This window comes from uncultured Aquimonas sp. (genome assembly GCF_937888285.1).
In the GTDB taxonomy this organism is placed as follows: domain Bacteria; phylum Pseudomonadota; class Gammaproteobacteria; order Xanthomonadales; family Xanthomonadaceae; genus Aquimonas.
The window spans coordinates 1-18,532 of sequence record NZ_CALART010000057.1; the positions used below are offsets into that span (position 1 = coordinate 1).

An 18,532-nucleotide genomic window follows, 5' to 3' on the forward strand; every position below is an offset into this window, starting at 1 on the left:
TCCTCACAGAAGGAGAAGGCTCGCTTCGAACGGGAGTATTTCCGCATCCTGCTAGATTGAAGCTTCCTCAACCCACCCATGGAGCAAAGCGCATGAACACCGCACTGTCCCGCCTGGACCGCATCGAAAACCTCTTTCCCGACATGCTGCGCCGCTGGGCGCGGCCCCTGCAGCTGATCGACGAGGCCGAGCTGCCGGCCGACATCCGGCTCGACATCAACGAGAACGACAAGGAATACCTCGTCACCGCCGAGATCCCCGGCGCGAGGAAGGAGGACGTGCGCGTCTCCATCGACGGCAGCTACGTCTCCATCTCGGCCGAGATCAGGAAGGACGAGGAGAAGAAGCAGGGCCGCTCCATCGTCCGCGAGACCTATCGCGGCAACATGTCGCGCGGCTTCTCGCTGGCCAGCGAAGTCGACGACAAGACCGCCGTGGCGAAGCTCGAGGACGGCGTGCTGCACCTGACGCTGCCCAAGCGCGAAGGCTCGGCCCGTACCACGCTGAAGATCCAGTAGCCGTCACGCGACGGGCGCCGCCGGCAGCGGGCTCCCCGCGAGGGCCGCCCGGCTTTCGAAGAAGCAAGGAGCCCGCATGCTGAGCGCCTACATCACCCACGCAGACTGCGCGCGCCACGACATGGGCGCGGGCCATCCGGAAAGCCCCGAGCGGCTGTCCGCCATCCACGACCGTCTGCTGATCGCGGGCCTGCTCGACTACATGGCCCCGTACGACGCCCCGCTTGCCACGCAGGCCCAGCTGGCACGCGCGCACACGATGTCGCACGTGCGCGAGCTCATTGCGATGGCGCCTGCCGAGGGGCTCCGCTTCGTCGACCCAGACACCCGGATGAACCCGCACACCCTGCAGGCCGCGCTGCGCGCCGCCGGAGCCGCGGTGCTGGCCACCGACCTGGTGCTGGCCGGCGAGGCGCCCACCGCCTTCTGCAACGTGCGCCCGCCGGGCCATCACGCCACGCGCGATGCGGCCATGGGCTTCTGCTTCTTCAACAACGTGGCGGTGGGCATCCGCCACGCGCTGGACGTTCATGGTCTGAAGCGCGTGGCCCGGATCGACTTCGACGTGCACCACGGCAACGGCAGTGCGGACATCTTCCGCGACGACGGGCGCGTGCTCATGTGCTCCATCTTCGAGAAGGGCCTCTACCCCTTCGCGGGCGAGGACGACGACGGCCCGCGGATGGTGAACATCGGGCTGCCCTCGCGCTCGGGCGGCGATGCGTTCAGGGCGGCCGTCACGCACCACTGGCTGCCGGCGCTCGAAGCCTTCGCGCCGCAGCTCGTGTATGTCTCGGCCGGCTTCGACGGACACCGGGAGGACGACATGGGCAACCTCGGCCTGGTGGAGAACGACTACGCCTGGGTCACCCGGAAGCTCATGGACGTGGCGCTGCGCCATTGCGGCGGGCGCGTGATCTCGAGCCTCGAGGGCGGCTATGCGCTGAGCGCCCTCGCCCGCAGCGCCGCGGCGCATGTCAAGGTGCTGATCGGGGCCGACTGAGCGCCGCGGACGCGGGGCCGGGCGCCTTCGCGCCCCACGATGGCACGCTGGCTCAGTGCCCGATCGGGCCGTGCGCGCCGATACCGGTTTCCGAACGCACCTGCTGTGCCAGGAAGCCGCCCCGGTCGACCTGCGCACGCGCGCTGCGGTCGAGCACCGAGAACAGCCAGATGCCCACGAAGGCGATGCTCATCGAGAACAGGCACGGCGAGGTGTAGGGAAACAGCGAGGAGCCGGCCGGATGGCCGAGCGTGGCCTCCCAGACTGAGGGCGAGACCACCGTGAGCACCACCGAGGAAATCAGCCCGAGGAAGCCGCCGATCACAGCCCCGCGCGTGGTGCAGCCCTTCCAGAGCACCGACATGAAGAGCACCGGGAAGTTGGCCGAGGCCGCGATGGCGAAGGCCAGCGACACCATGAAGGCGATGTTCTGCTTCTCGAACACGATGCCCAGCAGCACCGCCAGCGCGCCGAGCGCCAGCGTGGTGATCCTGGACACGCGCAGCTCGGCCGCGCTGCCCGCGTCGCCCTTCCGGATGACGGTGGCGTACAGGTCGTGAGAGACGGCCGAAGCGCCGGAGAGCGTGAGGCCCGCCACCACGGCCAGGATGGTCGCGAAGGCCACCGCCGAGATGAAGCCGAGGAACACGTTGCCGCCCACGGCGTTCGCCAGGTGGATCGCCGCCATGTTGCCGCCGCCCTTGAGCAGGCCCTTGGCGTCGAGGAAGTCCGGATTCGTCAGCACGAAGGTGATGGCGCCGAAGCCGATGATGAAGGTCAGCAGGTAGAAGTAGCCGATCCATCCGGTCGCCCACATGACCGATTTGCGCGCCTCCTTGGCGCTGGGCACGGTGAAGAAGCGCATCAGGATGTGCGGCAGCCCGGCCGTGCCGAACATGAGCGCCATGCCGAAGGAGATGGCGGAGATCGGGTCCTTCACGAAATTGCCCGGCCCCATGATCGACTGGCCGATGCCCGCGGCCACCTCGGCCGTCTTGCCGTCCTTCAGCGCCAGGTCGGTCTTGACCTTGACCGCGCCCGCGAACATCGCCTCGGGGCTGAAGCCGAAGTGCCAGAGCACCGAGATCGCCATGAAGCTCGCGCCGCCCAGCAGCAGGCCGGCCTTGATGATCTGCACCCAGGTCGTGGCCGTCATGCCGCCGAAGAGCACGTACACCATCATGAGCGAGCCGACGATGACCACCGCGACCCAGTACTCGAGACCGAACAGCAGCTTGATCAGCTGCCCCGCGCCCACCATCTGCGCGATGAGATAGAAGGCCACCACCACCAGCGTGCCGGAGGCCGCGAAGATGCGCACCGGCGTCTGCCTGAAGCGGAAGGCCGCGACGTCGGCGAAGGTGAACTTGCCGAGGTTGCGCAGCCGCTCCGCCATCAGGAAGGTGATGACCGGCCACCCCACGAGGAAGCCGATGGAGTAGATCAGCCCGTCGTAGCCGGAGGCCATGACCGCGGCCGAGATGCCCAGGAACGACGCCGCCGACATGTAGTCGCCGGCGATGGCGAGCCCGTTCTGGAAACCCGTGATGCCGCCGCCGGCCGTGTAGAAGTCGGACGCCGAGCGGGTGCGCGCCGCGGCCCACTTGGTGATGAAGAGGGTCGCCACCACGAAGAGGCCGAACATGCCGATGGCGGTCCAGTTGGTGGCCTGCTTCTGCAGCTGGCCGAGGTCGGCACCGGCCGCGAGAGCCGCCGCGCCGAGGGCCGACAGTGCGCAGAAGACCGCCGCGGATCGCGCGCGCAGGATGGTCGAGGAACGCAGGCTCATGGCTTGTTCCCCTTCACGGCCTTGACCACCGCATCGGAGAGCGCATCGAACTCGGCGTTCGCACGGCGCACGTAGTAGGAGGTGATCGCCACGGTGAACACGATCACGCCGAAGCCCAGTGGCATGCCCAGGGTCATGACGCCGTCGCCGATGCGTCGCGCCAGGAATTCCTTGTCGAAGGCCACCAGCAGCACGAAGCCGTAGTACGCGGCGAGCATCAGCACTGCGAGGGTCCAGCCGAAGCGGTCGCGCCGGCGCTTGAGTTGCTGGTATTTCGGATGCGCGGCGATGCGCGCGGCCATGTCGTCTTCCATGGAGTCTCCTTGTTTGCGATGGGCGGATTAGGAACGCACGCAACGGCGCGAGGCTTGCGCTGGCGCAAGCCATTCCTCGTGTGCGCCGGCAAGATCTCGCAACCTTCAAAGGACACGAGACATGAACGCTCCCGATCTCCAGCCCCGCCTGCCCACCTATGCGCCACCGCAGGCGCTCGCCCGCACCGCCCACGTCGCAGGCCGCGCCGCCTACGACGCGCTGGTGGCCGAGGCGGAAGCCGACCACGAGGGCTACTGGGCCCGCCTGGCGCGCGAGTTCGTCGGCTGGAAGACGCCGTTCATCAGGACGCTGGACAGCAGCGACGCGCCGCACTACAGGTGGTTCGAGGATGGCACGCTCAACGTCTCATGGAACTGCCTGGACCGGCAGGTGGCCGCCGGCCGGGGCGACAAGGTGGCGATCGTCTTCGAGTCGGACGACGGGCAGGTCACCCGCACCACCTATGCGCAGCTGCTGGCGCAGACCTGCCGCATGGCCAATGCGCTGAAGTCGCTCGGCGTGCGCAAGGGCGACCGCGTGGTCATCTACATGCCGATGTCGGTCGAGGGCGTCGTGGCGATGCAGGCCTGCGCCCGGCTGGGCGCGGTGCATTCGGTGGTGTTCGGCGGCTTCTCGGCGCATGCGCTGCGCGACCGCGTCGCCGACACCGGCGCCACGGTGATCGTCACCGCCGCCCAGCAGGTCCGTGGGGGCAAGCGCCTGCCGCTGAAGGCGCTGGTCGACGAGGCGCTCGCGCTCGGCGGCTGCGAGGCGGTGCGCTCGGTCGTCGTCCATCGGCGCACGGGCGAGCCCATCGAGTGGACAGCGCGCGACGTGTGGATGCACGAGATCACGCAGGCCCAAGGCGACAGCTGCGAGCCCGAGTGGGTCGGCGCCGAGCACCCGCTGTTCCTGCTCTACACCTCGGGCTCGACCGGCAAGCCCAAGGGCGTGCAGCATTGCAGCGGCGGCTACCTGCTGCACGCGGCGCTCACCACCAAATGGACCTTCGACATGCACGACGACGACGTGTTCTGGTGCACGGCGGACATCGGCTGGGTCACTGGCCACACCTACATCGCCTATGGGCCGCTGGCCATCGGAGCGACGCAGGTGGTGTTCGAGGGCGTGCCCACCTATCCCGACGCGGGACGCTTCTGGCAGATGATCGAGCGGCACCGCGTCACGGTGTTCTACACGGCTCCCACCGCCATCCGGTCGCTCATCAAGGCGGCCGAGGGCAACCCGGCCGTGCACCCCGACCGCCATGACCTCGGCAGCCTGCGCGTGCTGGGCTCGGTCGGCGAGCCGATCAATCCGGCCGCCTGGGAGTGGTATCGCCAGCACGTGGGCGGCGGCCGCTGCCCGGTGCTCGACACCTGGTGGCAGACCGAGACCGGCGGCCACATGATCACGCCGCTGCCCGGTGCCACCGATCTCGTTCCGGGGTCGTGCACCCTGCCCTTTCCCGGCATCGCGGCGGCCATCGTTGACGAGACCGGCAACGACGTGCCCGACGGCGAGAGCGGCCTGCTGGTCATCAAGAAACCATGGCCGAGCATGATCCGCGCGGTGTGGGGCGACGACGCGCGCTACCGCTCGAGCTACTTTCCGCCGGAGCTGCGCGGCTGCTACCTCGCGGGCGATGGTGCCGCGCGAGACAGGCTCACGCGCTACTTCACGATCGGCGGGCGCATCGACGACGTGCTGAACGTCAGCGGCCACCGCATGGGCACGATGGAAATCGAGTCGGCGCTCGTGGCCTGCGCGGCGCTGGTGGCCGAGGCCGCGGTGGTGGGCCGCCCCGACGAGACCACGGGCGAGGCGATCAGCGCCTTCGTGGTGCTTAAGCAGCCGCGCCCCACCGGCAAGGAAGGAGACCGCCTGGCCGCCGAGCTGCGCGCATGGATCGGCAAGGAAATCGGCCCGATCGCCAAGCCCCGCGAGATCCGCTTCGCCGACAACCTGCCCAAGACGCGCAGCGGCAAGATCATGCGGCGCCTGCTGCGCTCCGTCGCCCGGGGCGAGGCGATCTCGCAGGACGTGTCGACGCTGGAGAACCCGGCGATCCTCGATCAGCTGACCGAGACGCACTGAGCCGGCTGGCTAACCGCCCGCCGGGCGCCGGTGAACGGGAAGCGCATCCACAGGGATGCGCAGGTACGCGACGCCGTTGTCGTCGGCAGGCGGAAGCCGGCCGCCGCGCACGTTCACCTGGATCGACGGAAGGATGAGCGTGGGCACGTCCAGCGTCGCGTCGCGCGCCGTGCGCATCGCCACGAATTCGTCCGCGCCGATGCCGTCGCGCACATGGATGTTGTGGGCGCGCTGTTGCGCCACGGTGGTCTGCCAACTGGCCTGCCTCGACGGCGGCGGATAGTCGTGGCAGACGTACATGGCCGTGTCGGGCGGCAGTTCGAGCAGCCTGCGCATCGAACCGTAGAGCTGGCGCGCGTCGCCGCCGGGGAAGTCGGCGCGTGCGCTGCCGAGGTCGGGCATGAAGAGCGTGTCGCCGACGAAGACCGCGCCGTCGATCAGGTAGGCCATGTCCGCGGGCGTGTGGCCCGGCACCAGCAAGGCGGTGGCTTCGACTTCACCAATGCCGAAGACTTCGCCGTCCCTGAACAGATGGTCGAACTGGCTTCCGTCGGGCAGGAAGGCGCGCTCGAAGTTGAAGAGCTTGCAGAAGGTCGACTGGACGACGCGGATGTTCTCGCCGATGGCGATCTTTCCGCCCGCCTGCTGCTGGACGTGGCGCGCGCCGGACAGGTGGTCCGCGTGCGCATGGGTCTCCAGGATCCAGTCGAGCCGCAGTTCATGTTCGCGCAGATAGTCCAGCAGCCTGTCGGCCGACACGGTGCCGGTGTGGCCCGACTTGAAGTCGTAGTCCAGCACCGGGTCGATGACCGCGGCATGCCTGCCCGCGTGTTCCCAGACGACATAGGACACCGTGCCCGTGACGGAATCGAAAAAGCCCTGGATCGTCGTGCGTGCGGTCATGGTTGCTCCGTGGATGGAAGTCCGGTCTTGCGACAAACAATATATATTTGAATATAATATCCAAATCGAAAACGTCAATCCGGCCCGATGAAGAATTCCACCCTTGCCATCGATCCCGAAGTGCTGCGCGGTGCCGCCGGCAAGGCGGTCGCGGCGCTCAAGCTGCTGGCCAACGAAGACCGCCTGCTGCTGCTGTGCCAGCTCTCGCAGGGCGAGATGTGCGTGAGCGACCTCGAGCAGGCGCTGGGCATCCATCAGCCCACGCTGTCGCAGCAACTGGGTGTACTTCGCAACGAGGGTGTGGTCAACACCCGCCGCGAGGGCAAGAGCATCTTCTACAGCGTGGCCGATCCCGCGATGCTGGAACTCCTCGGCGTTCTGTATCGCCTCTACTGTCCCCAGGAGAAATGATGTCCATCGACTGGAGCCACTTCACGCCGCTCGCCTCGCTGGCTGGCGGCGTGCTCATCGGCATCGCCGCCGCGATGTTCGTGCTGCTCAACGGGCGCATCGCGGGCATCAGCGGCGTGCTGGGAGGCCTGCTCAGGCCGTCGAGGGGCGACATCGGCTGGCGCGTCGCCTTCGTGCTCGGGCTCGTGGGCGCGCCGTCGCTCTACCTGCTCTTCACGGTGCTGCCCCGCCCGCAGATCGACGCCGGCTACGGCACGCTGGTGCTGGCCGGCCTGCTCGTCGGCCTGGGCACGCGCTACGGCTCCGGCTGCACCAGCGGCCACGGCGTCTGCGGCCTGTCCCGCCTGTCGCCGCGGTCGCTTGTGGCCACCCTCTCGTTCATGGGCGCGGGCTTCGCCACGGTGTTCGTGGCGCGCCATCTGCCCGGCATCTGAGGATGCGCGCCATGATCGCCCTCGCCTCGCTGCTCGCCGGCCTCGTCTTCGGACTCGGCCTCATCGTCTCGGGCATGGCCAACCCGGCCAAGGTGCTCGGCTTCCTGGACCTCGCCGGCCACTGGGACCCATCCCTGGCTTTCGTCATGGCGGGCGCCATCGCCGTCGGATCGGTCGCGTTCCTGGCCGCAAGGCGGCGCAGCAAGTCCCTGCTGGGCGCGGCGATGCGCCTGCCATCGGCGCGCGGGATCGACCGGCGCCTGGTCGTCGGCAGCGTCGTTTTCGGAGTTGGCTGGGGCATCGCGGGCTTCTGTCCCGGCCCGGGCCTCGTCGCCCTGGGCATGGGCGAAGCCAAGGCCCTCGTCTTCGTGCTCGCGATGCTCGCGGGCATGGGAATCTTCGAACTCATCGAGCACCGCGGGCGACAGCCCTGACGCTACCCGACGGCCGCCTGCTCGTCCGCCGTCGCATGCACCAGCAGCACGGGAACGCATGAGCCGCGCACGATCCGCTCCGTGCTGCTGCCGAGCAGCAGCTGTCCGAGGCCGCGCCGGCCTCGCGTGCCGGCAATGATCAGGTCGGCATGCCATTCCCGCGCCTCGTCTTCGACGAGGTTGGCCACGGTGCCGTCCGCTTCGCTGTAGAGCACGGTGTCGACCTCCACGCCCGCGGAACGCACGTGCTCGGCACTTCGGGCGAGCATGCGCGCGGCCTCCGCCCGAAGTTGCGACGACCCGTCACGCGCGTAGCCGGCGCGCGAAACCGAGAGATCGTCGATCGCGTGAAGCAGCCGCACCCGGCTTCTCATCGGTTTGGCGAGGCGAATCGCCTCCTCGATGCCCTGGGCCGATGCCGGGCTGCCGTCTACGGGAACGAGTATTCGTCGATACACGGATTGCTCCTTGCCGGGCCAGGCTGCATCCATGACCGCGATGCCAGCCCGCTCTTTGCGCATCGATTCTGCACATCCTCGCGGGCCTTTGGATTGACATGCATCAAGCATCAAGCGCGGATCATGCCCTCCACCACCCGGATGATGCGGTCGCGGCGTCCGACCGGTTCGGAGCTGCAAGGCGGAGAGAACCCCGGTACAGCGCTCGCGGTTCGTCCTTCTGAACACAGCGCCGGCGCCACTGTGACCAACCGCGCGCCGGTCTCGAACTCGGGAAGACATGGCGGCTTCCGTTCGCGAGGCGGCAGGACCGGGGCGATGTTGATGTGGCGCAAGCCCTCCCGCGGCAGGCAACGGAAGAATCTGCCTGCCCGTCGCGCCGGGGCCGGCGGCAGGTGCCTCTTGCAGGCGGCCCCGAGGAGAAGCCCATGTCCGTCTACAAGCACGTGCTCGTCCCGCTGGACGGCAGCCCCACGGCCGACTGTGGTCTGCAGGAAGCCATCCGTCTCGCTGGCGAACTCGGAAGCAGGCTGCGTCTGCTCAACGTGGTCGACGACTTTCCGATGCTGGTGGAGATATCGAGCACCTCCAGTTTCGAGGCCGGCCTGCAGAAGGCGCGCGAGCATGGCGAATCGGTCCTCTCGCACGCCCTGGCCCGGGCGACGGCCGCGGGAGTCGAGGCCGAGACCGTGCTGCGCGAAGTCACGCAGGAGCGCGTCGCCGAAGTCGTGACCGATGAGGCCGCGAAAGCAGCCTGCGACCTAATCGTGATGGGCACCCATGGCCGCCGCGGCCTCAGCCGGCTGGCGCTCGGCAGCGACGCCGACCGTGTGGCGCGAAGCAGCCCCGTGCCGGTGCTGCTGGTGCGTGCGGCAGCGACACCCGCTTGAATGCACATCCCCCCACGCCCTTTCAACCCAATGGAAAAGAACATGACATCCAACACACTTCGCAAGCTGATGGCATCCGCAGTCATCGCCGCCAGTGCCGGTGCATTTGCCGCCGACTACACCGCGCCCGGACAGCTCAGTCCGCCGGAGAGCGCAGCACAGAAAGCGGGTAACGCGACGCGCGTTGCGGCCGGCCGGGCCGCGCGCGATGCGGAAAAGGCCGCGCGGCGGGCCATGGACGCCACCAAGGCTGCTGCCGACAAGGGCAAGGCCACCACCGGCCAGGTCTCGAAGGCCCTGGCCGAAGGCATCCGCCAGGCCGCGCGAAAAGCGGCCCAGGCGGCCACCCGCCTGGAGGAAAAGGCTGCCATATCGACTGCCAAGGCGGTCGACGACGGCAAGGTCACCGCACAGGCCGCCCAGGAGGAAAGCCGGAAGGCGGCCCACGCCTCGAGGGAAGCCCTGGCCCGGGCGGAGGAATCGGTGGGCCGGTCCGCGCAGGCCGGCAAGGAGGAAGCCGAGAAGGCGGCGCAAGCCACGCGCGAAGCACTCGACAGGGCGGAAGAAGCCATGCGCTCGGCCGCCAGCGCAACCGCCGACGCCTCGGCACGCACGCTCGAAGCGGTGAAGCGCAAGACCCGTGCTGCGGCTTCCGACGGAAAGTGACGCCCGTGCCCGATCGCCGGAGGGAACGACCATGAACCCCGACATTCAACTCAGGCACGACGTCTTCGCGCAACTCAACTGGGACCCCGCCGTCAACGGCTGCGACATCGACGTGTGCGTCAAGGACGGCGTCGTGACACTGCGCGGCCAGGTGGCCGACGAGGAGCGGCGCGCCGCGGTGGAGCGCGCCGCACGCCGCACCGAGGGGCTGACGACGCTGCTGAACAGGCTCGTCGTCCGGCCTCCGGAATGAACTCGGCGAAGACCGGAGCGACCGGTTCGCTTCCGGATCCTTTCTCCGAGATCCCGTGGCCGATGCCGACAGCGGCACCCCGAGGCGAGCGCCCGCGGCGAACTCTTTGCAGGAGGCAATGACATGTACCAGCGCATCCTCGTTCCCTTCGACGGCAGCGCGACATCCCTGCGGGGGCTGCAGGAAGCGACGGCGGTGGCAAAGCTGTCGCACGGCTCGCTTCGCCTGCTGCACGTGATCGACGAGCTCTCGGTGGTGTATGCCGGCTGGGCACCAAACTGCATGCCGGCGTTGCGCAGCGAGGCGCTCCAGTTGCTGGAGACGGCCTGGCAGCGCGTCGAAGCCGAAGGTGTGAATGCCGACACCGTGCTGTACGACAACTTCGATGGCACCGTTCATGAATTGGTCGTCGCAGAGGCCGTGAAGTGGCCTGCCGAACTGATCGTGATCGGCACCCATGGCCGGCGCGGGTTTGATCGGCTGACCCTGGGCAGCAGCGCGGAAAACGTGCTGCGCCGCGCCACCGTCCCGGTGCTGCTGGTTCGCGGCTGCGAGCCTGCCTGACCTGCGGCCCCGAGCCTGCGGCTGCCCCACATGCAGGCTTGCGCTGCATCAAGCGTGGCCGCCGCAGCGGCCCATAACCTAAGTCCGTCGTCTTCGCAAGGATTCCCATGAACGCCTCCACTCCCCTCATCGCGCAAGATCCCGTCGTCGGCCTCGCAGCGGTCGGCGGCCCCTTCGGCATGGCCCTTGTGGCAGCCATGGAGGGCGCGTTCGTCTTTGGTGGATTGTCGACCCCGGCCGGTGCCGCGCGCTTCTGAGCCGCGGCCGCACGGAACGAGGACCCCAGCGCCATGAACACCCCAGACGCCACCCGGGGGCACGAGGCCATCTCCGCCTTCGGACTGACCAAGTACTTCGGCGAGAACGAGACCCGGGTCACGGCGGTCGACCATGTGGATTTCGTGGCGAACTTCGGCGAGATGGTGTTCCTCGTCGGCCCCTCGGGCAGCGGCAAGACCACCTTCCTCAGCATGGTCTCCGGCATCCTCCGCCCCGACGAGGGCACCGTGAACGTGAAGGGCGCCGACATCTGGTCGATGGACAAGGATGCGCTGGCCGACTTCCGGCTGAACACGATCGGCTTCGTGTTCCAGGACTACCACCTGTTTCCACGCCTGACCACGGCCGAGAACGTCGCGATTCCGCTGATCCTCAAACACCTCGACTGGGACGCATCGATCGCGCAGGCGAGGAAATACCTGGAGGTGGTGGGCCTCAGGGAGCGCGGCGACATCGTGCCCGTGAAACTCTCGGGCGGCGAGCAGCAGCGGGTGGCGATCGCGCGCGCCATCGTCGGCTCGCCGGAGATCCTGATCCTCGACGAGCCCACCGCCTCGCTGGACGGGGACACCGGCCGGATGATCCTCGCCTTCGTCAAGGACAGGATTCTCGATGCGGGACGCTGCATTCTCATCGTCACCCACGACGCGCGCATCAACGAGTACGCCGATCGCATCGTCCACATGGAGGACGGTCGCATCACCGGGCTGGACAAGGGCACGGAATGAGCAAGAAGCTGATCTTCGCGCTGGCGTTGACCGGCCTGCTGGCCGGACTGGTCGCTGCCTACGTCTTCGGCATCGAGCGCAAGGCACAACAGCCCGCGTACGCACCGGTCAGCAATCCCTACAGGACGGCGATCTACGCCAACGGCATCGTCGAGAGCGACCAGAGTTCGGGTGCCAACGTCAACATCTACCCCGAGGTCCCGGCCCTGATTGCGCAGGTGCTCGTGCACGACGGGCAGGCCGTCAAGGCCGGCACGCCGCTGGTGATGCTCGACGATTCGGTGCAGAAGGCCACGACCGAGCAATTGCGGCTGCAGGCCGAGGCGGCGCTCGCGCTGCTGAACGAACTCCAGGCCCAGCCGCGCAAGGAGGTACTGGCCATCGCCAAGGCACAGGTCGACCTCGCGCAGTCCAGTCTCAAGGTGGCGGACGATCAATTCGCAAAGCGGCGCGCCAGCTACAACATCGATCCGCACTCGATCAGCAAGGACGCCCTCGACACGGCCGACGATGCGGTGCGGCAAGCCGCGGCGGCGCTGGAAGTGGCCCGCCGGCAGTACGTGCTCGCGCATGCGGGGGCCTGGAGCTACGACATAGAGAACCAACGCAGGCAGTACGAGGCGCTTCAGCAGTCCTACAGGGCTTCCCAGGCATTGCTGCAGAAGTACGTCGTGACGGCCCGCATGGACGGCGTGGTGCTGGCCGTCAACGCCTCGGTCGGCAGCTACGTGTCCTCGCTCGGCGTGCTGGACAGCTACACGCAGACGCAGGCGCCCCTGGTCGTCATGAGCACGCCGCAGGACCATCTGGCTGTGCGTTGCTACGTCGACGAGATCCTGGCCTCTCGGCTGCCGCCGCCGGACCGGATCCAGGCCCAGATGTCGCTGCGTGGCACCGATGTGAAGGTTCCCCTGGAGTTCGTGCGGGTGCAGCCCTACGTGTCGCCGAAGATCGAACTCGCGAACCAGCGGCAGGAGAAAGTGGACCTGCGCGTGCTGCCCGTGATCTTCCGCTTCCGGATGCAAAGCCCCGCCATGGTGTATCCCGGCCAGCTGGTCGATGTGTTCATTGGACAGAAATGACAGGCACACCTGCTCCGGGCTGGAGGTGGCTGGCCGCGGTGCTTGCCCTGGCCGGCACGGGCCTGTCGGCGGGCTGCATGGTCGGCCCCGACTTCGTGCGCCCGGCGCCTGCGCAGGTGGACAGCTACACGCGCGGTGCCCTGCCTGCGACGACCGAAGCCGGCGACGGGCGATCGCAGCGCTTCGGCCCGGCAGCGGAGCTTCCCGCGGACTGGTGGCGTCTCTTCGGATCGCCCGCGCTGGACGAGGCCGTGCGGCAGGCGCTGCAGCACAACCCGACGCTTCAATCGGCCGAGGCCAGCCTTCGCCAGAGCCAGGACGAACTTCGCGCGGGCCACGGCATCTTCTACCCGCAGCTCGACGCCTCCTTCGGCGCCACCCGCGCCCGTACGGCACCGGTCCTGCAGGGCTCCTCCGCCGCCGGCACGATCTACCAGGTGGTCACGCTCAGCGGTGCCATCAGCTATCCGCTCGATGTCTTCGGCGGCGAACGCCGCACCGTCGAGGGCCTGGCCGCGCAGGCGGAGAACCAGCGTTTCGTGGCGATGGCAGCCTACCTGGCGCTGGAGGCGAATCTGGTCCAGACGTGCGTTGCACGCGCCGCCTACGTCGCGCAAAGGCGCACGACGGAAGAACTGATCGCCCTGGAGCGCGACCAGTTGCACAGCATCGAGGCCCAGGTGCATGCCGGCACCGTGCCCTATGCCAACCAGTTGAGCCAGCTGAGCCTGATCGCCTCCAACCGGGCGCAGCTCGCCGCGCTGGCGCAGAAGATCAGCCAGGCCGACCATCTGCTGGCCGCCCTGCAGGGCGACACGCCGGCCGAGGCTGCGCTCCCCGACGTCGACATCGGGGAGCTGACGCTGCCGAGGGACCTGCCGCTCAGCCTCCCGTCGGAACTGGTGCGGCAGCGCCCGGACATTCTCGCGGCCGAAGCGCAGCTGCATGCGGCCAGCGCGGCCATCGGCGTGGCAACCGCGGCCATGTTTCCGAGCTTCAGCCTGAGCGCCGGGTACGGTGCCGCCAGCCCGCAACTCGCCAGTCTGCTGGCCGGCGGCTCCCGCTACTGGAGCCTCGCGCCTGCCGTCGCGCTGCCACTCCTGCACGGCGGCACGCTGCGAGCCAGGCGCCAGGCCGCGATCGACGCCCACGCCGCCCGGGAAGCCGACTACCGTCAGACGGTGCTCTCCGCATTCGAGCAGGTTGCCGATGCGCTGCGGGCGCTCGAGCACGACGCGCAGGCACTTCAGGCGCAGGCCGAGGCGAGATCATCGGCCGCCGATGCGCTGGCCCTGCAGCAGGCCGGCTATCGCGCGGGACTCGTGGCCTATGTCGACCTGCAGAATGCGGACATCCAGTTCCACGCCGCAAGTCTTTCCTACCTTTCGGCATTGGCGCAGCGCCATCAGGACACCGTCGCCCTGTTCGCGGCGCTCGGCGGAGGCTGGTGGAATGCCCCGTCATCCGGTGCCGGCGCGCGCGCCGGGCAGCCATGAAATACGGCGGCATCCTGCGCATCGGCTTCAAGCTGCTGGTCAACGACCGGGCCAAGTTCTCGGCGCTGCTGATCGGCATCACGTTCGCCGTCTTCCTGATGATGCAGATGACGGCCATGTTCGCGGGCATTCTCAACCGCGCGTACTCCACGGTGACGAACGTCGGCGCCGCGATGTGGATCATGGACCCCGGCGTGAACACGCCGACCAGCGCCATCGCGCTGCCCGATTACCTGCTGGACAGCGTGCGGAGCATGGACGGCGTGAGCTACGCGGTGCCCATGTTCGTCGGCGGCGCCCTGGTCAGGCTCGACAGCGGCACCTACCAGTCCGTGACGGTGGTCGGACTGGACGATACGAGCCTGCTCGGGCGTCCCGAGATCGAACAGGGCCGGCTCGAAGACATCTACGCCGACAACTCGTTCTTCGTCGTCGACGATGCCGAGTTCCCCAAGCTCGAGAACCCGCACATCGGGAGCACCTTCGAGCTCAACGACAACCGCGGAGTGATCGTCGGCATCGCCAAGGTCGCCTCGAACGGTCTCAACGGAGTGCCGACGCTCTACACGACGTACAGCCGCGCGATCCAGTACCTGCCGACCACGCGCTTCACCATCTCGTACGTGCTGGTGCAACCCCGCGACGCCATGGCGGTCGCACGCATCAAGCGAGAAGTCGCCAGGCTCGGCTACGTGGCGCTGACCCGAAAGGAGTTCAACCAGGCCACCGCCGACTACTACACCTACAAGACGGGCATCGGGACCAACATCCTGATCATGACGGTGATCAGCTTCCTGGTGGGGCTCTCGATCTCGGGCCAGACCTTCTACAGCTTCATCCTGGAGAACCTCGAGAAGTTCGGCGCACTCAAGGCGATTGGCGCGAAAGGGACCGAGCTCATCTTCATGATCTTCTTCATGGCGACCTTCACGGCGCTGACCGGATTCGGGCTGGGCGTGGGCCTCGTGACGCTGATGATCACCGTCGCACGAACACAGCTTCCCAGCTATGCGGCCATCGTGACCTTCTGGAACCTGGGGCTGGCTTTCGCCATGGTTCTGGTGATCGCGGGCATCTCAAGCTACTTCGGCATCCGCCGGGTCCTGCGCATCGAGCCCTTCGACATCTTCAGGGGCTAGGGCCGGCAGGAACCGGGCGAATGCGGATGCACTCGCTCCGGCATTCATTCAGTCCCGCGCCCGAAGGCCCCCCGAGGCAGATGCTCCCGCCTCGCGGGTTGCCGTGTCGCATCGCGATCGGCGACACGCCGAAGGCGTGCCCTGCAAACAATGACAAACAGACAGGAGAAGAACGCACCGAGCGCGACGCCGAAGCCGATGTCCGCCGGGAAATGCAGGCCGACATAGATGCGCGCCCAGGCCGTGGCGACGGCAAGCAGACCGAGCAGCCAGCCGATGCGTCGAAGCGAGTCGCGGGCCATGAGGGAGAAGGCGATGAAGAACATGACGCTGGCGTGTGCGGACGGCATCGAACCATCGGCGCTGTGCAGGATGTAGCCCGGCGCCAGCCCCTGCACGAAAGGCCGTTGCACACCGATGCCCGCTGCGACGAGGTGCGAGATCACTGAAACCCCTACCGCAGTCGCCGCCACTGCGAGGATGTAGACCCGGTCCGACGACTTCGCGAATGCAGCCCAGCACAGCACGGCCGCGCACATGGTTCCCCCCCACTGGGCAATCAGGCAGCCCGCCAGAAGCATCCATGATCCCGGATCGTCGCCAGCGGCCATCCAGCGAAGGAGTTGAACGTTGATCTCATGCATGCGTCAGGTCCACAACGAAGATGCAGGGATGCAGCACTCCACGGCGAGCCATGACGAGCCTCCGGGACGGGCCGGAGCCCTTGAGAAGAAAGGCTACATTTCGCGGCTGCGGATCACCTGACTTCGGCATCAGGAATCCGGGAAATTTGTGAATGGGGTGTAAAGCCCGAAGAGACGGGCGGCCAAAGGGATCCCGGTGCCGGCCCGGCCTGAACGGCAATGCCGGCACGGGTGGCCAGGACGGCGAGCGACTTGATGCGGATCAAGCGCCGCGCGAAGCCGTATCGCAAGAATCGGCTCACGAACCACAACAAGCATCCGGCCCCGGACATGACCCCACTCCACCCGGCAACGCTGACGCGCGGCGCTCCGCAATGGCTTGCGAAATTCGAGGGCACGCACCCACGGAACATCGATCGGATTCCGAACGCCCCATGGCCTGCCTTCCTGGCCGGCCAGGCGGACAAGCCGGTCCGCGTGCTGCTGATCGACGAGGACGAAGGGTCCAGGCGCGCGGTCGTTCATGAACTGGTCTCGGACCCGCGTGTATGCGTCGTCGGCGAAGCCGGCAGCCTGCAGGAAGCCAGGCGCATGTTGTCGCAGCAGGAATTCGATGTGCTGATCCTCGACGTCCGGCTCGGCGGCGGCAAGGGGTTCGACCTGATCGGGACGGCCAAGGCCCATTGCAGCCGGGCCGAGGTCATCGTGCACTCCACGCTGGCCGACGAGGCCCATGTGCGCCGGGCCTTCGCGGCGGGCGCGTCGGGCGCGTCGGGCTATCTCGTCAAGAACTCCTGGTTTCAGGATTTCAGTCAATCCGTGCTGCAGGTCGTCAACGGCGGGGCGGCGGTCTCGCCCGACGTGGTACGGCACCTGCTCGTCCGGTGGGGCGCTTTCGCGCCCGCGCGGTCTTGCGACGATGCCGCTGCCCGCAAGATGCTCTCGGCCAGGGAGCGCGAGGTGCTGCGACTCGTGGCCGAGGGCAAGGTCACGCAGGAGATCGCTTGTCTCCTGTCGATCAGCGGACGCACGGTCTGCGCGCACATGAAGAGCATCCTGCACAAGCTGCAGGTGCGTACACGCGCGCATGCCGTGATCGCGGCCGTCGACCAGCGGCTGCTGTAGCTGGCGTCAATGCGCCATCAGCAACGGAACAGCCGCCTGCGCCAGCACTTCGCGGGTCACGCCGCCCAGCAGTTGCTCCCGTGCCCGGGCATGGCCATAGCCGCCCATCACGAGCAGGTCGCTGCCGAGCGCATCGGCGCGATCCATCAGCGCATCGGAGATGCGCAGCGACGTCGCGAGGCGCTCGACGCTGGCCTGAATGCCGTGCCGCAGCAGCCAGCCGCTCAGATCCTCGGGATCCGGTGCACGCCACGAGTTCGCAGCCGCCTCCCTGTGCAGGGCCAGCAGCGTGACATGCGTGGCACTGCGCAGCAGCGACATCGCGCCGAGCAGCGACATCGACGCTTCCCGGCTTCCATCCCACGCCACGAGAACCCTGTCCAGGCCCCAGGGAATGCGGTGACCCGTGGACGGGACGACGAGAACCGGCCGTCCCGCGTTCAGCAGGATCTCCTCGGGAAGCCGGCGTACCGCTTCGCACACGGCCGCGGCGCTGTCGGCCTGCCCCACCACGATCAGGTCGCTGGCCCGACCGAGATGGACGACTGCATGCAACGGGTCGCCGTCCATCAGCCGCGCCTCGCAGGAAAGCGCGGTCGGCTTCATCCGGCTGTGGAACACGTGCGCGACGGTTTCGGCCCGCCGGCGCAAGCAGAGGGACACTTCGGCGATCGCATGGTCGACGCGGTCCTCGCTGCCGGCAACGCGGGGCACGGGCCCGATGCCCGTCGAGGCCGGAACGCCCGTGGGCACGATGCCCATGAGGTGGCTCCCGTGCAGCATCGCGAGCCGCGCCGCCAGGCGAGTGCGGACCTCGCAGCACTCGGTGTGGTCGAGGTGCACCGAGATGGTCGAAAGCGTCATGCCCGCTGCCTCGCGGTGACCACCTTGCGGCCGGCATGCGTCCGGCCCCCGGAAGGCGCGGACGCCAGGGCGCCATGCAGCGTGCGCAGGGCCTCGTTCACCACGGCCTTTCGCGAAGGCTGCACCTGCGCGGCCGCCTGGGGCATCGCGGCAGGCCCAGGCGCGGGTCCGTCCTGTTCCTGCTGCCGCAATGCCTGCATCGGCGCCATGGCCAGCGCGTGCCAGTCCCCGGCGCGCATGACCGCGTCCATCTCGGCACGGGTCAGCGCGATGCAGTCCTGCAGCGTGCGCGATCCGATCGTCTCGAACATCGAGAGCGCGTGCAGCCAGATGCCGTATTGCGCCTTGCACAGCGCCAGCGGAAAGGTGAAGTCGGTGTTCGTCATGGCGTGTCCTCCAGCCCGAAGGGCTTCATCACGATGCTGAGGCAACACCGTCCT

The 18,532-nt window shown here is 68.1% G+C and carries 23 protein-coding genes; 16 read left to right on the forward strand and 7 right to left on the reverse strand.

Annotation, left to right across the window (positions count from 1 at the left end; translation table 11 throughout):
- Window positions 1–92: 92 nt before the first annotated feature.
- Window positions 93–518 carry an Hsp20/alpha crystallin family protein gene (locus tag Q0654_RS11890; protein WP_237676930.1) on the forward strand — a complete coding sequence of 142 codons (426 nt, stop codon included), beginning with the start codon at window positions 93–95 and terminating at the stop codon, window positions 516–518.
- A gap of 121 nt (window positions 519–639) precedes the next feature.
- Entirely contained in the window at window positions 640–1,521 is an 882-nt protein-coding gene (locus Q0654_RS11895; protein ID WP_298854087.1) for a histone deacetylase family protein, read from the forward strand.
- A 52-nt stretch (window positions 1,522–1,573) separates the two neighbouring features.
- On the opposite strand, the gene Q0654_RS11900 is transcribed toward Q0654_RS11895, so the two are convergent.
- Window positions 1,574–3,310 (reverse strand): cation acetate symporter, encoded by a 1,737-nt coding sequence (locus Q0654_RS11900; protein WP_237676932.1) that lies wholly within the window; start codon window positions 3,308–3,310, stop codon window positions 1,574–1,576.
- Window positions 3,307–3,624 (reverse strand): DUF485 domain-containing protein, encoded by a 318-nt coding sequence (locus Q0654_RS11905; protein WP_237676933.1) that lies wholly within the window; start codon window positions 3,622–3,624, stop codon window positions 3,307–3,309. The genes Q0654_RS11900 and Q0654_RS11905 overlap by 4 nt, the downstream gene beginning before the upstream one ends.
- Before the next feature lie 121 nt (window positions 3,625–3,745).
- Here Q0654_RS11905 and acs point away from each other — a divergent pair, with 121 nt between their 5' ends.
- The gene (gene acs, locus Q0654_RS11910) at window positions 3,746–5,722 is read left to right on the forward strand and encodes an acetate--CoA ligase (protein WP_237676934.1); all 1,977 of its coding nucleotides are present in this window, start codon (window positions 3,746–3,748) and stop codon (window positions 5,720–5,722) included.
- A 9-nt stretch (window positions 5,723–5,731) separates the two neighbouring features.
- On the opposite strand, the gene Q0654_RS11915 is transcribed toward acs, so the two are convergent.
- A complete protein-coding gene (locus Q0654_RS11915) occupies window positions 5,732–6,625 on the reverse strand; it encodes an MBL fold metallo-hydrolase (RefSeq protein WP_237676935.1) in 894 nt (297 codons plus the stop codon).
- A gap of 87 nt (window positions 6,626–6,712) precedes the next feature.
- On the opposite strand from Q0654_RS11915, the gene Q0654_RS11920 reads away from it, so the two are divergent.
- From Q0654_RS11920 to Q0654_RS11930, 3 genes are read left to right on the forward strand one after another with little or no spacing between them, the layout of a single operon-like run.
- Window positions 6,713–7,036 carry a metalloregulator ArsR/SmtB family transcription factor gene (locus tag Q0654_RS11920; RefSeq protein WP_237676936.1) on the forward strand — a complete coding sequence of 108 codons (324 nt, stop codon included), beginning with the start codon at window positions 6,713–6,715 and terminating at the stop codon, window positions 7,034–7,036.
- Entirely contained in the window at window positions 7,036–7,470 is a 435-nt protein-coding gene (locus Q0654_RS11925; protein WP_237676937.1) for a YeeE/YedE family protein, read from the forward strand. The genes Q0654_RS11920 and Q0654_RS11925 overlap by 1 nt, the downstream gene beginning before the upstream one ends.
- An 11-nt stretch (window positions 7,471–7,481) precedes the next feature.
- A complete protein-coding gene (locus tag Q0654_RS11930; RefSeq protein ID WP_237676938.1) occupies window positions 7,482–7,904 on the forward strand; it encodes a DUF6691 family protein in 423 nt (140 codons plus the stop codon).
- A 2-nt stretch (window positions 7,905–7,906) separates the two neighbouring features.
- Here Q0654_RS11930 and Q0654_RS11935 read toward each other — a convergent pair whose 3' ends face one another.
- Window positions 7,907–8,425, reverse strand: a complete 519-nt coding sequence (locus Q0654_RS11935; protein WP_237676939.1) for a universal stress protein — start codon at window positions 8,423–8,425, stop codon at window positions 7,907–7,909.
- Window positions 8,426–8,790: 365 nt separating this feature from the next.
- On the opposite strand from Q0654_RS11935, the gene Q0654_RS11940 reads away from it, so the two are divergent.
- From Q0654_RS11940 to Q0654_RS11980, 9 genes are all read left to right on the forward strand, one after another.
- Complete coding sequence (locus Q0654_RS11940; protein WP_237676940.1) at window positions 8,791–9,252, forward strand: universal stress protein; 462 nt, start codon at window positions 8,791–8,793, stop codon at window positions 9,250–9,252.
- Window positions 9,253–9,294: 42 nt separating this feature from the next.
- Window positions 9,295–9,918 (forward strand): hypothetical protein, encoded by a 624-nt coding sequence (locus tag Q0654_RS11945; RefSeq protein ID WP_237676941.1) that lies wholly within the window; start codon window positions 9,295–9,297, stop codon window positions 9,916–9,918.
- A gap of 31 nt (window positions 9,919–9,949) precedes the next feature.
- A complete protein-coding gene (locus tag Q0654_RS11950; RefSeq protein ID WP_237676942.1) occupies window positions 9,950–10,171 on the forward strand; it encodes a BON domain-containing protein in 222 nt (73 codons plus the stop codon).
- 123 nt (window positions 10,172–10,294) lie between these two features.
- Window positions 10,295–10,735: a universal stress protein gene (locus Q0654_RS11955; RefSeq protein WP_237676943.1), complete on the forward strand. Its 441-nt coding sequence runs from the start codon at window positions 10,295–10,297 to the stop codon at window positions 10,733–10,735.
- Window positions 10,736–10,842: 107 nt separating this feature from the next.
- Entirely contained in the window at window positions 10,843–10,992 is a 150-nt protein-coding gene (locus Q0654_RS11960; RefSeq protein WP_237676944.1) for a hypothetical protein, read from the forward strand.
- A 33-nt stretch (window positions 10,993–11,025) separates the two neighbouring features.
- Window positions 11,026–11,742 carry an ABC transporter ATP-binding protein gene (locus tag Q0654_RS11965; RefSeq protein ID WP_237676945.1) on the forward strand — a complete coding sequence of 239 codons (717 nt, stop codon included), beginning with the start codon at window positions 11,026–11,028 and terminating at the stop codon, window positions 11,740–11,742.
- Window positions 11,739–12,824 carry a biotin/lipoyl-binding protein gene (locus tag Q0654_RS11970; protein ID WP_237676946.1) on the forward strand — a complete coding sequence of 362 codons (1,086 nt, stop codon included), beginning with the start codon at window positions 11,739–11,741 and terminating at the stop codon, window positions 12,822–12,824. Before Q0654_RS11965 ends, Q0654_RS11970 begins: the two co-directional genes overlap by 4 nt.
- A complete protein-coding gene (locus Q0654_RS11975; RefSeq protein ID WP_237676947.1) occupies window positions 12,821–14,320 on the forward strand; it encodes an efflux transporter outer membrane subunit in 1,500 nt (499 codons plus the stop codon). The genes Q0654_RS11970 and Q0654_RS11975 overlap by 4 nt, the downstream gene beginning before the upstream one ends.
- A complete protein-coding gene (locus Q0654_RS11980; protein WP_298854096.1) occupies window positions 14,272–15,459 on the forward strand; it encodes an ABC transporter permease in 1,188 nt (395 codons plus the stop codon). The genes Q0654_RS11975 and Q0654_RS11980 overlap by 49 nt, the downstream gene beginning before the upstream one ends.
- 44 nt (window positions 15,460–15,503) lie before the next feature.
- Here the strand turns inward: Q0654_RS11980 and Q0654_RS11985 are convergent, their stop codons facing one another.
- Window positions 15,504–16,103, reverse strand: coding sequence for a phosphatase PAP2 family protein (locus tag Q0654_RS11985; RefSeq protein ID WP_237676949.1), 600 nt, complete (start codon window positions 16,101–16,103; stop codon window positions 15,504–15,506).
- A gap of 255 nt (window positions 16,104–16,358) precedes the next feature.
- Here Q0654_RS11985 and Q0654_RS11990 point away from each other — a divergent pair, with 255 nt between their 5' ends.
- Window positions 16,359–17,228 carry a response regulator transcription factor gene (locus Q0654_RS11990; protein ID WP_237680705.1) on the forward strand — a complete coding sequence of 290 codons (870 nt, stop codon included), beginning with the start codon at window positions 16,359–16,361 and terminating at the stop codon, window positions 17,226–17,228.
- A gap of 6 nt (window positions 17,229–17,234) precedes the next feature.
- Here the strand turns inward: Q0654_RS11990 and Q0654_RS11995 are convergent, their stop codons facing one another.
- Window positions 17,235–18,092 (reverse strand): universal stress protein, encoded by an 858-nt coding sequence (locus Q0654_RS11995; RefSeq protein WP_237676950.1) that lies wholly within the window; start codon window positions 18,090–18,092, stop codon window positions 17,235–17,237.
- Complete coding sequence (locus tag Q0654_RS12000) at window positions 18,089–18,478, reverse strand: hypothetical protein (RefSeq protein WP_237676951.1); 390 nt, start codon at window positions 18,476–18,478, stop codon at window positions 18,089–18,091. Before Q0654_RS12000 ends, Q0654_RS11995 begins: the two co-directional genes overlap by 4 nt.
- Window positions 18,479–18,532 lie beyond the last annotated feature (54 nt).